The sequence below is a fragment of the Streptomyces sp. NPDC059037 genome, assembly GCF_042740015.1.
In the GTDB taxonomy this organism is placed as follows: Bacteria; Actinomycetota; Actinomycetes; order Streptomycetales; family Streptomycetaceae; genus Streptomyces.
Map to the genome: position 1 here is coordinate 29,360 of NZ_JBHYIG010000039.1, position 13,865 is coordinate 43,224.

A 13,865-nucleotide genomic window follows, 5' to 3' on the forward strand; every position below is an offset into this window, starting at 1 on the left:
TGCCCCCCCCGTGTTGTTTTCTGTCGACCTCTCGTCCCTTTTCTCAAACCACGTGGTCGTGGTGGTCGCACTCACCCCCCGCCACCCCCAACGCTCAACTACAGGAAGCTCAGGCTTCCGTCACATCATGCTCCGGCACTGCCTCGCCCGAGCGGATCAGATCGATCCGGCCCATGACCTTGGCCCGCAGGTCGACGGGCACGTCGTCGTGGCCGCAGCAGCGCTTCACCAGCTTCTTGACGGCCTGCTCAAGGCCGTACTTCTCCAGGCACGGAGAGCACTCCTCGAAGTGCGTCTCGAACTTGGTGCAGTCGCTGTCCGGCATCTCACGGTCCAGGAACTCGTACAAATGGTCCAGGACTTCACTGCAATCCGTCTCGTGCGGCTCTCCGCAGCTCATGAGCCTGAGCCTTTCGCTTCGTTCGACGACTCTGACGCGGCGCCGGCGGGGACGAGGCCGCGGTCGCGGGCGTAGTCCTCGAGCATGCCGCGCAGTTGGCGACGGCCGCGGTGCAACCGGGACATCACCGTACCGATGGGTGTCCCCATAATGTCCGCGATCTCCTTGTACGCAAAGCCCTCTACGTCGGCGAGATAGACGGCGATGCGGAATTCCTCGGGGATCGCCTGCAGCGCGGACTTCACGTCCGAGTCGGGCAGGTGATCCAGCGCCTGCGACTCGGCCGAGCGCAGACCGGTGGACATGTGCGACTCGGCACGTGCGAGCTGCCAGTCCTCGATCTCCTCGGCGGCGCTGCGCTGGGGCTCGCGCTGCTTCTTGCGGTACGAGTTGATGAACGTGTTGGTGAGGATGCGGTACAGCCACGCCTTGAGGTTGGTGCCCTCACGGAACTGGTGGAACGACGCGTACGCCTTGGCGTAGGTCTCCTGCACCAGGTCCTCCGCGTCCGCCGGATTGCGCGTCATGCGCAGCGCCGCGGAGTACATCTGGTCGAGGAATCCCAGGGCGTCCCGCTCGAAGCGGGCCGTACGCTCCGCCTGCGTCTCCTCGGGCTGCGCCTGGCCGTTCTCGGCCCCTGCGTCGGTCCCAGTGACCGGACCCACCTCCTCCAAAGACGTGGTGAGACCGAAAGCAGTCCCACTCGAATCGGAGGATAGACGACGATCCGGTACCGCCGCCGCTCGAATAGGAGCGGTCTTGGGCGCGCTCAGCACCGTCCACTCCAGGTCAGAGGCACTGGTGCGGCTCGGGCAGATGGTCGAACCCATGCGGCGGACTTCCTCTCGTACGAACAGCGTTTAACGTCTGTTCGGCACAACAGAGGTCACGCACCCAACATTCCCGTCCACCGTGCGACGCCATCCGTGATGATCGTCATGGCCTCGGCCTCACTGATGTCGGCCCGCTTCGGGATCGCGAACCCGTGATCACCGAAGGGCACCTCGATCAGTTCGTACGTCCCTTCAGGGAACTCGGCGGGCTTCCCGAAGGGATCGTTGCCGCCCTGCACGACGAGGGTGGGCACCCCGGCGCCGAGCAGCTCGTCGGCGCGTGACTTCTCCGGCTTGCCCGGCGGGTGCAGCGGGAAGCTGAGGGCGAGCACGGCGACGGCGCCGAGTTCGGTGGCGGTGCGGCAGGCGACGCGGGCCCCTGCGCTGCGGCCGCCCGCGATCACCGGGAGACCGGGCTTGGCGAGCGCCGGCCACAGTCCGCGCCATCCGACGTCCAGCGTCTTCGGCGCGGGGGCCACCTTCTTGCCCGCAACGCGCCAGGGCTGCTCGACGAGGGCGACGCTCACGCCGTGCGCGGGCAGGGCGGCGGCGATGGCCTTCAGGTCGCGTGCTTCGATGCCGCCGCCGGCGCCGTGGCTGAGGGCGAGCACCAGCCGGGCCTTGCTCTTGGGCGCGGGGTGCCAGGTGATGCGCGCCTCACCGGCGTCGGTCTGGACGATCTCACTCTTGGTCACATCAGAAGAGTGTGCCTTCTTCGGGCCCCTCCAGCTCCTTCAGCAGCTCCGGGCCGTTGTTGCGTACGTTGCTGACCGCCGTCGACACCGGGTAGGCCCGCATCAGGCCGTGCGGCGGCGGCTCCAGGAGCGGCCGCAGGTCGTCGACGTCCGTGCGGGACGGGTCGAGCCAGGCGTCCCAGCGGTCCGGCGTCAGCATCAGCGGCATCCGCGGGTGGATGTCGGCCAGCGAGCGCGGCCCCTCCTTCGGCGCGACCGCCAGGGGTGTGGCCTCCGCCTCCGTGGTGATGACGGTGCAGGTCACCCACCAGGCCAGGGGGTGCTCGTCGGGCAGCGTCTTGTCCCGCCAGAATTCGTAGAGCCCGGCCATGGCGAAGACCGAGCCGTCGGCCGGCGTCACGAAGTACGGCTGCTTGCGCGGCCGCTTCTTCTTGCCCTCGACCTCCAGTTCCCGCTCGCCGGCGGCGGTGACCCACTCGTAGTAGCCGTCCGCCGGGATGACGCAGCGGCGGGCGGCGAAGGCCCGGCGGTAGGAGGGCTTCTCGTACACGGTCTCGGCGCGCGCGTTGATCATCCGGGCGCCGCCCTCGGGCGTCTTGGCCCAGGACGGCACGAGGCCCCACTTGAGCGTGCGCAGCTGGCGAACCGGGCGGCGGTCGTCGGCGTCTTTCAGTGGACGGTCCAGGACCGCGTAGACCTCCTTGGTGGGGGCCACGTTGAAATCGGGGGCGAGCGCCTCCTTTGGCTCCCACTTCTCGATCTCAAAGATTCCTGCGAGATCCTCGGGCCTACGACTCGATGCATACCGTCCGCACATACGTGCCAGACTGCCAGACCCCGTACGACCAGAGGAGCCGGTCCAGCCATATGGAATCCACTGCCAACGCCAGCCTGGCCGACCTCTGGGACCGGGTCTTCGGTACGCAGGCCGCGCCCGACGAGTGGCTGGTGATCGTCACCGGCGTCGTCGCCCTCGCCGTCGTACTGCCGCACGGCGTCTGGCGGGTCGCCCGCAACGCGATCACCATCGCGCACGAGGGCGGCCACGGCCTGATCGCCCTGCTGACCGGGCGCCGCCTCGACGGCATCCGGCTGCACTCCGACACCAGCGGCCTCACCGTCAGCCGCGGCAAGCCCACCGGCATCGGCATGATCCTCACCGCCGCCGCGGGCTACACCGCGCCGCCGCTGCTCGGCCTCGGCGGTGCGGCACTGCTCGCCGCCGGGCACATCACCGCGTTCCTGTGGATCGCGACGGCGCTGCTCCTCGTGATGCTGGTGATGATCCGCAACGCGTATGGCGCCCTCACCATGGTCATCACCGGCGGCGCGTTCCTGCTCGTCTCCTGGCTGACCAGCGCGCAGGTGCAGGCGGCGTTCGCGTACGTGGTGGTGTGGTTCCTGCTCCTGGGCGGCGTACGTCCCGCCTTCGAGCTGCAGTCCAAGCGCAGGCAGATGTTCAGTCGCGGAGCGTCGTTTGAGGGTGGTGGTGGGAGACGGGCGGGCGGCGCGGGCGACTCGGACGCGGACCAGCTGTCGCGGCTCACGCATGTCCCGGCGGGGATGTGGCTCTTCCTCTTCCACGCCGTCTCACTGTGCTCACTGATAGGCGGAGGGCGCTGGCTGCTCGGTCTGTGAGAAATCCTGCGGGGATCTGAGAGGTCCAGCAGGGCTCTGGCCTCTACCAGTTCTCTGTTTCGCCTGGGTTTCACCACATTTGATCAAGATCCGGCGTCACCGTCAGCCACTAAAGTGTGGGCATGACCGTGAACCCAGCGCACAGCACCCTCTGGCCAGCCCCGCACGCGAGCGGAGCCGTCGCCGCGACGGTCCATGTGCCCGGGTCCAAATCGGTCACCAACCGCGCCCTCGTCCTCGCCGCCCTCGCCGCGGAGCCGGGCTGGCTCCGCCGCCCCCTGCGCTCCCGCGACACGCTCCTGATGGCGGGCGCCCTGCGCGCCATGGGCGTCGGCATCGAGGAGGGCGTCGGCCCCGACGGTTCCGGCGAGGCCTGGCGCGTCATTCCCTCCGGTCTGCACGGCCCGGCCACGGTCGACGTCGGCAACGCGGGCACGGTCATGCGCTTCCTGCCGCCGGTCGCGGCCCTGGCCGACGGACCGATCCGCTTCGACGGCGACCCCCGTTCCTACGAGCGGCCGCTGCACGGCGTGATCGACGGGCTGCGCGCCCTCGGCGCCCGTATCGACGACGACAGCCGCGGCGCCCTCCCGCTGACCGTGCACGGCGGCGGTGGCATCGACGGCGGCCCGGTCGAGATCGACGCCTCCTCGTCATCGCAGTTCGTGAGCGCCCTGCTGCTCTCGGGCCCGCGCTTCAACCAGGGCGTCGAGGTGCGGCACACCGGCTCCGCGCTGCCCTCCATGCCGCACATCCGGATGACCGTCGACATGCTCCGCGCGATCGGCGCCCAGGTGGACACCCCGGAGTCGGGCGGCGAGCCGAACGTGTGGCGGGTCACCCCCGGCGCGCTGCTCGGCCGCGATCTGACCGTCGAGCCGGACCTGTCCAACGCCCAGCCGTTCCTGGCGGCGGCCCTGGTCACCGGCGGCACGGTCACGATCCCCGACTGGCCCGCGCACACCACGCAGCCCGGCGACGCGCTGCGCCAGATCTTCACGGAGATGGGCGGCTCCTGCGAGCTGACCGAGCAGGGCCTGGTGTTCACCGGCTCCGGCTCGATCCACGGCATCGACGTGGACCTGAGCGAGGTCGGCGAGCTCACCCCCGGCATCGCGGCCGTCGCGGCCCTGGCCGACTCCCCCTCGACGCTGCGCGGCGTCGCCCACCTGCGGCTGCACGAGACGGACCGCCTGGCCGCGCTCACCAAGGAGATCAACGAACTGGGCGGTGACGTCACGGAGACCGCCGACGGCCTGCACATCCGCCCGCGCCGGCTGCACGGCGGGATCTTCCACACGTACGACGACCACCGCATGGCCACCGCGGGCGCCATCATCGGCCTCGCGGTGGAGGGCGTACAGATCGAGAATGTCGCGACGACGGCGAAGACGCTGCCCGACTTCCCCGACCTGTGGACCGGAATGCTCGGGAACTGACGGGCTGATCCAGACATGCGCCGCTACGGAAAGAACCCCGACGAGGACGACATCCGCGTCCGCCCCAACCGCAAGGGCAACCGCCCCCGCACCCACATCAGGCCCAAGCACGAGGACGCGTCGGACGGCATGGTCCTCACCGTCGACCGGGGGCGTCTGACGGTCCTGGTCGACGACCGGATCGTGATGGCCATGAAGGCCCGCGAACTGGGCCGCAAGGCAGCGGTGGTGGGCGACCGGGTCGCGCTCGTCGGCGACCTCTCCGGCAAGAAGGACACCCTCGCGCGGATCGTGCGCATCGAGCCGCGTACGTCGGTCCTGCGGCGCACGGCGGACGACGACGACCCCTACGAGCGGGTGGTCGTCGCCAACGCCGACCAGCTGGCCATCGTCACCGCGCTCGCCGACCCGGAGCCGCGCCCGCGCCTGATCGACCGGTGCATCGTGGCGGCGTTCGACGGCGGCCTGAAGCCGATCCTCGTCCTGACCAAGTCCGACCTGGCGTCGGCGGACAAGATCCTGGAGACGTACTCCACGCTCGACGTGCCCTATGTCGTCACCAGCCGCGAGGAGTTCACCGACGGCGCGGAGCTCGCCCAGGTGCACGAGCTGCTCGACGGCAAGATCACCGCGTTCGTCGGCCACTCCGGAGTGGGCAAGACGACGCTGGTGAACGCGCTGGTCCCGGAGGACCGCCGGCGCTCGACCGGCCATGTCAACGCCGTCACCGGCCGCGGCCGCCACACCACCACGTCCGCGCTCGCGCTCCCCCTCGAAGGCTCCGACAGCTGGGTCATCGACACTCCGGGCGTACGGTCCTTCGGCCTCCACCACGTCGACCCGTCCCGCGTCATCCACGCCTTCCCCGACCTGGAGTCGGGCACGGAAGGCTGTCCGCGCGCGTGCAGTCACGACGAGCCGGACTGCGCCCTGGACCAGTGGGTGACGGACGGTCACGCGGATCCCGCGCGTCTTTACTCACTGCGCAGGCTGCTCGCAACGCGGGAGCGACGCGACGGCGACTGACCTCACCGTTGTTTGCGCCCCGGGCACAGTGGCAAGTGCATAATCGCACCAAGCCTGATCCAAGCCAGGCGAAGCGGTCACGGAACGTTCAGTTGCGGGAGGCAGATACATGGCGTGGCTGCTGGTCATCGTCGCCGGGTTCCTGGAGACCGGTTTCGCGGTCTGCCTGAAGCTCTCGCACGGCTTCACCCGACTCTGGCCCACGATCACCTTCGCCGCCTTCGCACTCGGCAGCTTCGGCCTGCTCACCCTCGCCCTGCGCAAGCTCGACGTGGGTCCCGCGTACGCGGTCTGGACGGGCATCGGCGCCGCGGGCACCGCGATCTACGGAATGATCTTCCTCGGTGACGTGGTCTCCACCCTCAAGCTCGTCTCGATCTCGCTGGTGATCGTCGGCGTCATCGGCCTCCAGCTCTCGGGCTCCGCGCACTGACACCGGGCGCCGCCACGGATTGCTCCACAGAATTCACGGATTGCTCCACAGACCGAGCACCCCGCGCACCAGCTCCACCGGGTCCTCGCCCTTCGGCGAGGGCGCGATGACGTACGAAAGCGCCATCCGCACGGCACTCTCGCAGGCCATGGCCAGCTCTTCGGTGTCCTTCGGCCGGGCCCTGCCGTTCAGCGCGTGCACCGCCTTGTCCCGTACGAGGGCGAGCAGTTCGGCTGACGTCGGGACACCGGCGTCCGCGCGCCGCTGCGCGGGCACGGGCGACGAGGAGACCCCGGGGCGGCTCGGCACGGGCAGGCGTTCGCCCCAGCAGCCGGTGAGCATGGCCCGCACCAGGGCGTTCGCGCGCGCCGCGCCGATCGTCCAGGAGGTCACGGCGGCGAGCCGGTCCACGGGGCCGCCCTCCGTGGCGAGCGCGCGCTCCACTCCGTGCAGATAGTGGTCGGTCTCGCGCCTCAACAGGGCGCGCGCGAGGCCGTCCTTGCTGCCGAACTCGTTGTAGAGGGTCTGCCGGGACACCCCGGCCACCGCCGCGACGTCCACCATGCGCACCCCCGGCCACGGGCGGCGGGCGAGCGCCGTATAGGCCGCGTCCAGTAAGGATTCCCGAGCTGCAGGCATCGTCGCCTCCATGGGCCGAGCGGCTCTGCGGCCAGAGTTGACGCGCTCGGGGGCACTGTCAATAGCTCCGGCGCGAGCCCGCTCCGTATGCGTCATGTCCGGGAATGGCCCGGACATACGGCGCTGTGGCTCAGGCAGATCGAGATCGATACTGTTCACCCATGCCCGACTACCACGATGATCTGCGTCTCGCCCACGTCCTCGCGGACGCCGCCGACGCCGCGACGATGGACCGGTTCAAGGCGCTCGACCTGAAGGTCGAGACCAAGCCGGACATGACGCCGGTGAGCGAGGCCGACAAAGCGGCCGAGGAGCTGATCCGCTCCTCGCTGCAGCGCGCCCGGCCGCGCGACGCGATCCTCGGCGAGGAGTACGGGATCGAGGGCACCGGCCCGCGCCGCTGGGTGATCGACCCGATCGACGGCACCAAGAACTACGTACGCGGCGTGCCGGTCTGGGCCACGCTGATCTCCCTGATGGAGGCCGGCGAGGGCGGCTACCAGCCGGTCGTCGGCGTCGTCTCGGCGCCCGCGCTCGGCCGCCGCTGGTGGGCGGCGAAGGGCGGCGGCGCGTACACCGGGCGCAGCCTGACCTCCGCGACCCGGCTCAAGGTCTCCCAGGTCTCGCGGATGCAGGACGCGTCATTCGCGTACTCCTCGCTCACGGGCTGGGAGGAGCAGGGCCGCCTCGACGGCTTCATGGACCTCACGCGCGCGGTCTGGCGCACCCGCGGCTACGGCGACTTCTGGCCGTACATGATGGTCGCCGAGGGCTCGGTCGACATCAGCGCGGAGCCCGAGCTCTCCCTCTGGGACATGGCGGCGAACGCGATCATCGTGACGGAGGCGGGCGGCACCTTCACCGGCCTCGACGGCACCCCGGGCCCGCACAGCGGCAACGCGGCGGCGTCGAACGGCCTGCTCCACGACGAGCTGCTCGGCTACCTCAACCAGCGCTACTGACGGCGTACGCCACATGGGTGCACGCCCTGAACCGGCAGCACGCGCCCCCTTGTTGACGACCCGCATGGCTGCGACTCTGAGAGTCCCCCCACTTGTGAACTTGTGAATCGCTTCTCGTAGCGATCCACCCAGGAGGTGGCTCAAGCCCATGCTCGTCCGCGACGCCATGAGCACGATGGTTCTGACCATCGGCCCCGCCCACACCCTGCGCCAGGCGGCCCGGCTGATGTCGACGCGCCGCGTCGGCGCGGCCGTCGTCCTCGACCCCGACACCTGCGGCCTGGGAATCCTGACCGAGCGCGACGTCCTCAACTCGCTGGGCGCGGGACAGAACCCCGACATCGAGACCGCGGGCACCCACACCACGACCGACGTCGTCTTCGCCACCCCGGCGTGGACCCTGGAGGAGGCCGCGGACGCCATGTCGCACGGCGGCTTCCGGCACCTGATCGTGATGGACGGCAACGAACCGACCGGCATCGTCTCCGTCCGCGACATCATCCGCTGCTGGGCGCCGAACCGGAGGGGCACACCGACGCTGACGGCCTGAGCAGTACTTCTTTCGAATACGGAAGGCGGGCCGGACCCCGAGGGATCCGGCCCGCCCTTTCTCCCTACGGCAAACCCCGTCAGCCGCGCAGGGCCTGGACCGCGGCTTCCAGACGCTTGCCGAAGTCACCGTCCGCCTGGCGGAAGTTGTCGATCGCGCGCTCGGCGATGTCGTCGCGCGAGACACCCGCGATGTTGCCCGCGAGGTTCTCGATCAGCCGCGCCTTCTCGTCCTCGGACATCAGGCGGTAGAGGTTGCCCGCCTGTACGAAGTCGGTGTCCTCGGCGTGCGAGGGCGCCTCGTGGTTGCCGGTGCCACCGGTGACGGCGGACGTCACCCACAGCGGCCGGTCCGTCTGGAAGGGACCGCCGAAGGAGTTCGGCTCGTAGTTCTTGGCACCCTTGTGCCGACCGTCGTACAAGAAGCCGTCACGCGAGTTGGTGCGCGCCTCGGTGGCGTGCGGGCGGTTCACCGGCAGGTGGTCGGCGTTGATGCCGACGCGGTAGCGGTGCGCGTCGCCGTACGCGAAGAGGCGGCCCTGGAGCATCTTGTCGGGCGAGGGACCGATGCCCGGCACGAAGTGCGCGGGGCTGAAGATCGCCTGCTCCACCTCGGCGAAGATGTTCTCCGGGTTGCGGTTGAGCTCCAGCTTGCCGATCTCGATCGGCGGGTAGTCCTCGTGCGGCCACACCTTGGTGAGGTCGAACGGGTTGAAGCGGTAGTTCGCCGCGTCGGCCGCCGGCATGATCTGCACCTGCACGGTCCAGCTCGGGAACTCGCCGCGCTCGATGGCCTCGCGCAGGTCGCGCTGGTGGGAGTCGGGGTCCTCACCGGCGAGCTTCGCGGCTTCGGCAGCCGTCAGGTTCTCGATCCCCTGGTCGGTCTTGAAGTGGTACTTGACCCAGAAGACCTCGCCGGCCTCGTTGTTCCACTGGAACGTGTGCGAGCCGTAGCCGTTCATGTGGCGGTACGAGGCCGGGATGCCCCGGTCGCCGAAGAGCCAGGTCACCTGGTGCGTGGCCTCCGGGCTCAGCCCCCAGAAGTCCCATACGTTGTCAGCCTCCTGGCTGCCCGTGTACGGGTCGCGCTTCTGCGTGTGGATGAAGTCAGGGAACTTGATGGCGTCCTTGATGAAGAAGACCGGGGTGTTGTTGCCGACGAGGTCGTAGTTGCCCTCCTCGGTGTAGAACTTCAGCGCCCAGCCCCGCGGGTCACGCACCGCGTCGGCCGCACCGAGGTTGCCCGCGACCGTGGAGAAGCGCAGGAAGGTCTCGGTCTGCTTGCCGACCTCGGAGAGGAACTTGGCTCGCGTCCACTGCGAGACGTCACGGGTGAGGGTGAAGGTGCCGTACGCACCGGCGCCGCGCGCATGCACGATGCGCTCCGGAATGCGCTCGCGGTTGAAGTGCGCGAGCTTCTCGAGCAGCAGCTGGTCCTGGACCAGTACCGGACCGCCGACGCCCGCGGTCTCGCTGTTCTGGTTGTCGGCGACCGGCGCGCCGGCCTCCGTGGTGAGCGGTCCCTGCGTCACGTGCGCCTCCTGCGTATTTCCTGCAAGTCCTGTCCCTTGGCGTTTGCCGTACTCGATCCTACGATGGACTTTGTCTAAGTCAAGTAAGCATCCAAAGTCACACCTGTTCGGGACCTGGTCCCACTCCCTGTTAAGGTGGCCCTTATGAGTGACCTCCTGGAACGACTGCGCGGACGCGGCTGGCGCATGACCGCACAGCGGCGCGTCGTGGCCGAGGTCCTCGACGGCGAGCACGTCCACCTGACGGCCGACGAGGTGCATGCCCGCGCCGTGGACAAGCTGCCCGAGATCTCCCGGGCGACCGTCTACAACACCCTGGGCGAACTGGTGACCCTCGGCGAGGTCCTTGAGGTCTCGACGGACCGCAGGGCGAAGCGCTACGACCCGAACGCGCACACCCCTCACCAGCACCTGGTCTGCGCCAAATGCGGCGCGATCCGCGACGTCCACCCCACAGGCAACCCCCTGACCAGCCTCCCCGCCTCAGAGCGCTTCGGCTTCACGGTCGAGGGAGTAGAGGTCACCTACCGGGGCACGTGCCCCAGCTGCGCTGCGGCGTAAAGCTCCTTTCCTACGTTCACGACGACCCCGGCACCTCGTGGCGCCGGGGTCGTCGGTTTGTGGGCAGGCGTTCCGCACGGCGGAACGGGTGGACACAAACCGACCACGGTCCGCAGACGACAGGCGAATCCCAGCCAGAGCAGACCTCTTCCAGAATCTGACGGTGCGTCATATTCTCGGCGGCGCCCAGAGAATCCGCCTGCCCTCCGCAAGGAGACCCCGTGGGAGATCCGCACCCTCCGAAACTAGAAGCCCACGCAGTGACAAGAACCTTCGGCCGCGGCGCAAAATCCGTAGAGGCCCTAGGCCCGGTGGACCTGAGAATCGCCCCCGGCGAGTTCACCTGCATGGTCGGCCCATCCGGCTGCGGAAAATCAACGCTCCTCCGCATAGCCGCAGGCCTGCTGCGCCCCAGCAGAGGCGAGCTGAAGATCCGCACAACCGCCCAGCGCCCCGCAGCGATGATCTTCCAGGACTACGGCATCTACGACTGGAAAACCGTCCACGCAAACGTCAGATTCGGCCTGGACATCCAGAAGACCCCCCGCCGCGAGGCGAACGCCCGCGCCACGGCCTTGCTGACCCGCCTCGGCCTCGCCGACTTCGCGGACGCCTACCCCGCCACCCTCTCCGGCGGCATGCGCCAACGCGTCGCCATCGCCCGCGCCCTGGCCGTGGAGCCAGAGATCCTCCTGATGGACGAGCCGTTCGCGGCCCTGGACGCCCAGCTCCGCACCATCCTCCAGGACGAACTCCTCGACCTCACCCAGACCACCCGCACCACCACCCTCTTCATCACCCACAGCCTCGAAGAGGCGATCGTGCTCGGCGACCGCGTACTCGTCATGTCGGCCCGCCCCGGCCGCATCATCGCCGAACACCGCCCGCCGTTCCCCCGCCCCCGCACCGGAGACATCCGCTCCACCCCCGAATTCGCCGCCCTCAAGAGCGAGTTGTGGGAACTCCTGCGCGGCGAGGTCCGCCGAGAGGCGGTCCCGGCATGAGCGCGGACACCAAGAACGTACGCAACCCACAAGAAGCCCACGCCCCAGAAGAAGGCATCCTGGTCAGGCGCCCCGGCCCCCAGGAACTGCACCCCACCCGTACCCACCGCAGACGCCGCACCCTGGAGCTCGGCCTAGCCGTCGCCGTCCCGCTCGCCCTGGTCCTGCTCTGGCAGCTCGCCGCCACGCAAGGCTGGATCGACGACCGCGTCTACCCCGCACCCCAGACGATCATCGAGGACGGCTGGGAACGCGCGGCCGACGGCGAGCTGTGGCCCGACGTCTGGGCCACGCTCAAACGCGTCCTCGCCGGATACGCGATCGGCACGGTCACGGGCTACGCCCTCGGCCTGCTCATGGGCTCCCTCTCGCTCGTACGCGCCGCACTGGAACCGCTCCTGGACGCCCTGTACGTCGTACCGAAACTGGCGCTTCTCCCCGTCTTCCTGAACATGTTCGGCCTCGGTGAGGGCCCGCAGATCGCGCTCGTCGCGGCCACGGTCTTCTTCTTCGTCTGGATCTCGACCATGGCGGCGGTGCTCGCCGTACCGTCCGGACACCGCGACGCCGGCCAGGTCTTCGGGGCGTCGCCGTGGCAGATGTTCCGCCACGTCCTGCTGCCGGCGTCCCTCCCCGCCGTCCTGGTCGGAGCGCGGATCGCGGCGGGCGTCGCGGTCCTCGTCATCGTCGCGTCGGAACAGATCGCGGCGGCGGACGGCCTGGGCCACCTCATCTTCGACTCACGGGCGCTGTTCCAGAACGACGTGATGTTCGTCGGCATCGTCTGCGTCGCCGTCCTCGGCGTCGTCTTCTCCGAACTGGTGCGGATCGCGGGCCGGTTGCTCACCCCGTGGGCACCGCGCGACCGAGGCAGAAGCCAGTCATGACCGTACGTACGAATGCGCTCGGAGGCCCCATGCGTACCCGCACCCGTACCACCGCTCTGACCACCCTGCTGGTGGCGGGCTCGCTGCTCGCCGCCGCGGGCTGCGCGAAGGAGGACGACACCACGGACTCCTCGCCGGCCGCCAAGCCGCGCACGGTCAAGGCCGTTCCCGGCTGCGGCAAGGGCAGTTGGACCGACCCGGCGGACCTGGCACCGGACCGGAAGCCGGCCCGCTGCGCCAAGGGCGCACCCGCCCCGCAGCCCCTCAAGAAGGAACGCAGCCTGACCATCGCGACCGGCACGCTGAGCGCGGAGTACGTCGCACCCCTCCACATGGCCGTGAAGAAGGGTGAGTTCAAGAAGGAGGGCCTGGACGTCCACCTCAAGGTCCTGCCGACCCCCGACGCGCTCCCCCTCCTGGCCAAAGGAGACATCGACGCCCAGTGGGCCGCCCCCGAGGCCGCCGTGATGAACGGCATCACCAGCGGCTTCACCATCAAGTGGGCGGCCGGGAACTTCTCCCCCGACCCGAAGTCCCAGAGCGGCCTGTGGGTGAAGCTGAAGAAGGGCGAGAGCGCGGATCACGTGCCGATGGCGGGACGCAAGCTCGGCACCATGATCGGCAAGGGGTCGGTCATCTCGTACCCCATGAGCAAGGCCCTGAAGAAGCACGGCGGCGGCCTCGACAAGATCCAGTTCCAGCAGCTCGGCTCCGCGGACGTCCTGACCGCCCTCCAGAACGGCGGCACCGACTCCGCCTGGCTCCTGGACCCGGTCTGGCGCAAGGTCGACGGCGACAAGCGGTACGCCTTCCTGGGCGGCCAGCCCCAGGGCGAACCCCTCGGCGGCCTCCTGTTCGGCCCCGGTCTCCTGACCAAGGACCCGGACGCGGGCGTGGCGCTGCTCCGCGCGTACATCAGGACGGTGAACACCTACTTCGCCGGCGACTACAAGGCGGACAAGGCCTTCGTCTCCGAACTGGCGAAGCTCCTGAAGACCGACGAGTCGGTCCTGAAGTCGACTCCCTCACTCCGCATGGACTGGGAGATCCGCTCGGGCACGACGGACAGGCTCCAGGACGCGTACGAGGCCGCGGGCGTCGCCGAGGGCGACAAGGTCCCGGAGGAGAAGGCGGTGGACCGCAAGCTGTACGGGGAGGCGGTGGGCCACAAGTAACGCCGAAGGTCCGGAACCAGTCTCTTAAACAAATCTGACGCAGCCGACGACAAATCAAGTGTAGATATCGGGGGTCGCCGGATCATTAAAAA

Annotated in this window: 16 protein-coding genes; 10 read left to right on the top strand and 6 right to left on the bottom strand. The window is 69.3% G+C overall.

Features of this window, described 5'->3' with window-relative positions; all coding sequences use genetic code 11:
• Positions 1-109 precede the first annotated feature (109 nt).
• The 4 genes from rsrA to ACFWY6_RS11505 all read right to left on the bottom strand — a co-directional run bounded on the left by rsrA (position 110) and on the right by ACFWY6_RS11505 (position 2,745).
• Positions 110-400: a mycothiol system anti-sigma-R factor gene (gene rsrA / locus ACFWY6_RS11490; RefSeq protein ID WP_135334984.1), complete on the bottom strand. Its 291-nt coding sequence runs from the start codon at positions 398-400 to the stop codon at positions 110-112.
• The gene (locus ACFWY6_RS11495; RefSeq protein ID WP_249587852.1) at positions 397-1,065 is read right to left on the bottom strand and encodes a sigma-70 family RNA polymerase sigma factor; all 669 of its coding nucleotides are present in this window, start codon (positions 1,063-1,065) and stop codon (positions 397-399) included. Before ACFWY6_RS11495 ends, rsrA begins: the two co-directional genes overlap by 4 nt.
• A 221-nt stretch (positions 1,066-1,286) precedes the next feature.
• Complete coding sequence (locus ACFWY6_RS11500; RefSeq protein WP_384687971.1) at positions 1,287-1,928, bottom strand: alpha/beta family hydrolase; 642 nt, start codon at positions 1,926-1,928, stop codon at positions 1,287-1,289.
• A gap of 1 nt (position 1,929) precedes the next feature.
• Positions 1,930-2,745 (bottom strand): SOS response-associated peptidase, encoded by an 816-nt coding sequence (locus ACFWY6_RS11505; protein ID WP_384687972.1) that lies wholly within the window; start codon positions 2,743-2,745, stop codon positions 1,930-1,932.
• A 50-nt stretch (positions 2,746-2,795) separates the two neighbouring features.
• On the opposite strand from ACFWY6_RS11505, the gene ACFWY6_RS11510 reads away from it, so the two are divergent.
• From ACFWY6_RS11510 to ACFWY6_RS11525, 4 genes are all read left to right on the top strand, one after another.
• Entirely contained in the window at positions 2,796-3,566 is a 771-nt protein-coding gene (locus tag ACFWY6_RS11510; RefSeq protein ID WP_384687973.1) for a M50 family metallopeptidase, read from the top strand.
• A gap of 122 nt (positions 3,567-3,688) precedes the next feature.
• On the top strand, positions 3,689-5,005 hold the full coding sequence (aroA, locus tag ACFWY6_RS11515) for a 3-phosphoshikimate 1-carboxyvinyltransferase (protein ID WP_384687974.1): 1,317 nt from the start codon (positions 3,689-3,691) through the stop codon (positions 5,003-5,005).
• 15 nt (positions 5,006-5,020) lie between these two features.
• A complete protein-coding gene (gene rsgA, locus ACFWY6_RS11520) occupies positions 5,021-6,031 on the top strand; it encodes a ribosome small subunit-dependent GTPase A (RefSeq protein WP_384687975.1) in 1,011 nt (336 codons plus the stop codon).
• A gap of 109 nt (positions 6,032-6,140) precedes the next feature.
• On the top strand, positions 6,141-6,464 hold the full coding sequence (locus ACFWY6_RS11525; RefSeq protein ID WP_160507132.1) for a multidrug efflux SMR transporter: 324 nt from the start codon (positions 6,141-6,143) through the stop codon (positions 6,462-6,464).
• Between the two features lie 33 nt (positions 6,465-6,497).
• Here the strand turns inward: ACFWY6_RS11525 and ACFWY6_RS11530 are convergent, their stop codons facing one another.
• Positions 6,498-7,103 (bottom strand): TetR/AcrR family transcriptional regulator, encoded by a 606-nt coding sequence (locus ACFWY6_RS11530; protein WP_384687976.1) that lies wholly within the window; start codon positions 7,101-7,103, stop codon positions 6,498-6,500.
• Positions 7,104-7,264: 161 nt separating this feature from the next.
• On the opposite strand from ACFWY6_RS11530, the gene hisN reads away from it, so the two are divergent.
• Together hisN and ACFWY6_RS11540 are read left to right on the top strand one after the other, a co-directional pair.
• Positions 7,265-8,065: a histidinol-phosphatase gene (gene hisN / locus ACFWY6_RS11535; RefSeq protein ID WP_384687977.1), complete on the top strand. Its 801-nt coding sequence runs from the start codon at positions 7,265-7,267 to the stop codon at positions 8,063-8,065.
• A 148-nt stretch (positions 8,066-8,213) separates the two neighbouring features.
• Complete coding sequence (locus ACFWY6_RS11540; protein WP_266870630.1) at positions 8,214-8,615, top strand: cyclic nucleotide-binding/CBS domain-containing protein; 402 nt, start codon at positions 8,214-8,216, stop codon at positions 8,613-8,615.
• 79 nt (positions 8,616-8,694) lie between these two features.
• Here the strand turns inward: ACFWY6_RS11540 and ACFWY6_RS11545 are convergent, their stop codons facing one another.
• A complete protein-coding gene (locus ACFWY6_RS11545) occupies positions 8,695-10,146 on the bottom strand; it encodes a catalase (protein WP_384687978.1) in 1,452 nt (483 codons plus the stop codon).
• A gap of 144 nt (positions 10,147-10,290) precedes the next feature.
• On the opposite strand from ACFWY6_RS11545, the gene ACFWY6_RS11550 reads away from it, so the two are divergent.
• The 4 genes from ACFWY6_RS11550 (at position 10,291) to ACFWY6_RS11565 (ending at position 13,773) form a co-directional block, all read left to right on the top strand.
• Positions 10,291-10,707: a Fur family transcriptional regulator gene (locus tag ACFWY6_RS11550; protein ID WP_384687979.1), complete on the top strand. Its 417-nt coding sequence runs from the start codon at positions 10,291-10,293 to the stop codon at positions 10,705-10,707.
• A gap of 221 nt (positions 10,708-10,928) precedes the next feature.
• Entirely contained in the window at positions 10,929-11,711 is a 783-nt protein-coding gene (locus ACFWY6_RS11555; RefSeq protein ID WP_384687980.1) for an ABC transporter ATP-binding protein, read from the top strand.
• Complete coding sequence (locus ACFWY6_RS11560) at positions 11,708-12,598, top strand: ABC transporter permease (RefSeq protein WP_384687981.1); 891 nt, start codon at positions 11,708-11,710, stop codon at positions 12,596-12,598. Before ACFWY6_RS11555 ends, ACFWY6_RS11560 begins: the two co-directional genes overlap by 4 nt.
• Before the next feature lie 29 nt (positions 12,599-12,627).
• Complete coding sequence (locus tag ACFWY6_RS11565; RefSeq protein WP_384687983.1) at positions 12,628-13,773, top strand: ABC transporter substrate-binding protein; 1,146 nt, start codon at positions 12,628-12,630, stop codon at positions 13,771-13,773.
• Positions 13,774-13,865 lie beyond the last annotated feature (92 nt).